General features: G+C 68.8%; 4 protein-coding genes, 1 tRNA gene and 1 pseudogene. 3 read left to right on the forward strand and 3 right to left on the reverse strand.

The window, feature by feature from the left end; genetic code table 11:
• A partial coding sequence (locus tag KY469_22635) for an ACP S-malonyltransferase (protein MBW3665891.1) occupies positions 1-679 on the reverse strand: 679 nt, incomplete at its 3' end.
• A gap of 235 nt (positions 680-914) precedes the next feature.
• Here KY469_22635 and KY469_22640 point away from each other — a divergent pair.
• A tRNA-Ala gene (locus tag KY469_22640) sits at positions 915-987 on the forward strand.
• A 95-nt stretch (positions 988-1,082) separates the two neighbouring features.
• Here the strand turns inward: KY469_22640 and KY469_22645 are convergent.
• Positions 1,083-1,583 carry a tyrosine-type recombinase/integrase gene (locus KY469_22645; GenBank protein MBW3665892.1) on the reverse strand — a complete coding sequence of 167 codons (501 nt, stop codon included), beginning with the start codon at positions 1,581-1,583 and terminating at the stop codon, positions 1,083-1,085.
• Positions 1,513-2,235 (reverse strand): hypothetical protein, encoded by a 723-nt coding sequence (locus KY469_22650; GenBank protein ID MBW3665893.1) that lies wholly within the window; start codon positions 2,233-2,235, stop codon positions 1,513-1,515. Before KY469_22650 ends, KY469_22645 begins: the two co-directional genes overlap by 71 nt.
• Positions 2,236-2,974: 739 nt before the next feature.
• On the opposite strand from KY469_22650, the gene KY469_22655 reads away from it, so the two are divergent.
• Together KY469_22655 and KY469_22660 are read left to right on the forward strand one after the other, a co-directional pair.
• Positions 2,975-3,205 carry a hypothetical protein gene (locus KY469_22655; GenBank protein MBW3665894.1) on the forward strand — a complete coding sequence of 77 codons (231 nt, stop codon included), beginning with the start codon at positions 2,975-2,977 and terminating at the stop codon, positions 3,203-3,205.
• 196 nt (positions 3,206-3,401) lie between these two features.
• Positions 3,402-3,566 (forward strand): annotated as a pseudogene (locus tag KY469_22660) (IS3 family transposase).
• Positions 3,567-3,782: the final 216 nt, after the last annotated feature.

Consider the following 3,782-nt stretch of genomic DNA (forward strand, 5'->3'; position numbering starts at 1 on the left):
ACACCGTGACCCAGTCGCCGCAGACCAGGGGGAACGCGGGGTCGTGCAGCTCGGTGCGTCGCAGGACGGTGTCGACCGTCACGACGGCCGGGGCCATCGCCGCGGTGTGGAACGCGCCCTCGACGTCCAGCTCACGGACCCGCCCGCCCAGCTCCTTGGCCGAGATCAGCGCCTCGGCCAACGCGTCACGGGGACCGGCCAGGACCTTCTGGCTGGGGCCGTTGTCGTTGGCCAGCTCGACCCGCGGATGGTCCGCGAGGACGGCGTGGATCTCGTCGCCGAGTCCGAGCACGGCTGCCATCCCCCCGGGGTTCGCCCGGCACGCGGCCGCGAACGACCGGCCGCGCTCCGCGACCAGGGTGGCTCCGTCCTCGACGGACATGACCCCCGCGGCGACCGCGGCGGTCACCTCCCCCAAGCTGTGGCCGGCGACCGCATGTGGTCGCACCCCGACCTCCGACAGGGCCCGCCAGGCGGCGATCCCCGCGGCGAACATCGCGGGCTGGCCGACCGCGGTGGCTGCGCACGCGTCGGGGTCGTCAGCGAGTCGGGGCAGGTCCGGGATGCCGGCGGCCGCCCCGACCTCGGCGAAGGTCGCGTACGCGGGATGGCCCTCCCACGAGGAGACCATCCCGGCGCGGTGCGATCCCTGACCGGGGAACACGACAGCGACGCTCATCACGGGGTCCGTTCGATCGGTGCGGAGGTCGTACTTGATATCGACGTCAACATCAGTTTGCAGCCTTACGGAAGTTGACGTCGATGTCAACATCATCGGTCCGTCCGACCGGTCGCGACCCGCTGCGCCTGGCAGCAGCTGTTGCGTACGCGGGAGGTGGTACTCGCAGCGGGCTGGTCGCGGGCCCCTACCCTGCTCGGTACGCTGCCCTGCGCACGTCAGCGCCCAGCATCCCGGGCCCGTAGCTCAGTTGGAAGAGCGCCGCCATGGCATGGCGGAGGTCGTCGGTTCGATCCCGATCGGGTCCACCCCCTGTTTCCCCTGGTCACAGCATGTTTCCACCGCTCCCGCTCCCCCACCGCGGGCGTCCCGGGACACGTTCGGGACACATCCGGGACACATCTCAGCGGCCGTCGCGCTCGAGTCGGGCCACGTGACCGCGCTCGGCCAGGTCCCGTTCGGCGGCCTGGTACATCGCGTCCAGTCGGTCGCGTAGGTCCTCGTCGTGGTTCGGGAACAGGTGCCCGTACCGGTCGAGGGTGAAGCTGACCGAGGTGTGGCCCGCCCACGTCGACACCTGCTTGGGGTTCGCTCCACCAGCGATCCACAGGCTCACCGCCGTGTGCCGCAGATCGTGGAGACGCAGGCCGTCCAGGCCAGCCGCCTCAACCGCCGGGTACCAGCGTCGACGACGGAAGTTCGTCACCCGCAGCGGGCCGCCCCCGGCCGCCGTGAACACGTAGGCGTCCGGAGCGTCGTGCACGCCGAGGAGGTGCTCGGCCAACTCGTCTGGCGTGGGGGCTGAGATGAGAGCGCGATATCCGCTGGGTTGTTCATCCGACGATGTCGAGGGGAGCGCAGAACTCGTCGCCCGCGTTCGCGGTGCACAGGCGGTATCTGCCAGGCTCGATCCCGTGCGGAATCAGGACGCGGTCTGGGCCAGGGCCGTCGACCCCTACGTCGGGCCACCCGTAGTTGCCTTCAGAGCCGACACGGATCGAGGTGGGCTTGCCGCCGTTGCCGTCCGAGGTCAACCAGTAGACCGTCTCCCATCCCAGTTCGGTTCGTCGGTCGAGTTGGAACGCCACGCCTCGCATCGTCACCTGCGGGAAGTGCATCGCCACGAACTCGCCCGGACGGGCCGTGGCCGGTTGGAGCACGAGCAGATCGGGCCGCATCGACGGTGCTGGTTCGGGCGGGCGGGGGCGCAAGCGGCTGGCGGCTCCCCACGAGCAGTCGGTGGCAAGTGCCAGCGCCTGAGCTGGACCGTCGCTGCCCGCCGCGTCGATCACCTGGACCTCGAAGCGGGAGATCGTGCCGGCCAGCTCGTTGGCCGCGGTGACCGCCCAGGACCGGTCGACCTGCCACGCGGCAACGTCGCCAGGGTCGCCCCGGTCGTCGTACAGGGCCGCGGCGACGACTCTCGAACCGTCGTCTCCATCGATCGGTACGGCAACGAGCGGCCCTCGATCGGCATCGCCGTCGAGTCCAGCTCGGACGGCCTGCCCATGGCGGGTGTGGTGCGAGGACGGGTCCTGTTCGACGGCTTCTGCCAACGAACATGCTTCTGGCGTCCCAGCCAGCAACGAGGCCGTCGACCGCGACGATGGCGTGGAGCTCCCAGCGTCACCTGGCGCGGACCCCACGTTGACGCTCGACCCACCGCAGCCCACCGTGACCACGAGGCACGCTGCGACGAGTAGCGGACCATGATGCCAACTCGACACGCGCTGCCTCCCTGCCACTTCACCAGTTAGACGACAGCGCCTTCCATCGAGTTCCCAACCGAACTCGGCGCCTACCCAGATCCGCCGATCTGCTGCGCCCACGCCGAGCTACTCGTGAGCGCGATACGGCACGCTGAACCGCCTCCGCCCGAGGCGCGTCTACGGTGATGGCGACCGACGGCCAGGTGTCCCCGTGAGGACTCTCATCGCATGCCTGCTCGCCACCGTTGCCGTCTCGGCATGTGACTCCGGCACCGCAGTGTCGCCGTCACCAGCGCCGTCGGTCGGCTCGGTGCAGACTTCGCCACTCGCAGCGACACCTGACGACGAACCGCTAGGTGAGACTGACAGTGCCCAGGACTGCTCGACGAGCGGCGAACACCCAACTCGCACCGTGCTCGAGAATCTCGTGGATGGGCTCAACACCGGGGAGCCAGACAGGGTCCGGTCGCTGTTCTCGGAGCACGTCGAGGACCTCTGGGATCCGACGAGCATCCCGCAGACCGGGACAGCTCGGCCAACCGTTGAGCAGTGGATACGAGGTGGGAACGACGTCGAGGAACAGTTCGTGCTCGACGAAGCGTGCGTGTACCGCGTGGGAGGCGCGACCGGGGTCCTGTCAAGAACCAGCAAGGCGCTCGTCGAGGCCGGCCTCGACAAGGGCGTCACGCAGAACTTCAAGGTTCAGGTCGTGAACCAGAAGATCCAGCGTCTCGTGATCTACCTCCCAGACCGATGGGATCGGCTGTGCGAGCACTTTGCGGACGAGATGGCTCGCGCCGATGCACCACGCTGCTAGTCGAACCTGACGGCTCATATCCACAGCCGTTCTCGTCAGTCGCCTGGACGAGGAGTCGTCCGTGTTATGGATGGGTTCGAACGATCCGCAGTTAAGCGAAAGCCGGGCCCCAAAACAGAATCCGACGCAAGCCGGTGGGGATTGATCCGCCCTGGGTCTGATGGAGGCTCCTAACCTTGGTTTCCAAGGAGGAGTCATGTCCACGATCGGGAGTTCAGGCAAGCCGCAGTCACGCCGCTACACGCCGACGGAGAAGGAGCAAGCGGTCCGGATGGTGCGAGCGCTCCGAGAGGAGCTCGGCACGCCGAAGGGGACGGTGAAGCGGGTCGCGAACCAGCTCGGCTACGGCGTCGAGTTCGTGGCTGACATCGAGCGGGCCGCGCAGCTGCACGAGCTCGGCCGCATCCGTACCGAGCACGGCCTGGGCCTGACGCCCAAGGAGGTCGCTGACGCCGGCGCCGAGGTGCTCCGGAAGACGGGCGACCTCGACCGTGTGGCGGACCTCATCGCCGCCCACCGCGGTCCCGTCAGCGTCGGCGACGAACTCGCTTGGGTCGGCGGGGCGATCGTCCGTCTC

The organism is Actinomycetota bacterium (genome assembly GCA_019347575.1).
Classification (GTDB): Bacteria; Actinomycetota; Nitriliruptoria; order Nitriliruptorales; family Nitriliruptoraceae; genus JAHWKY01.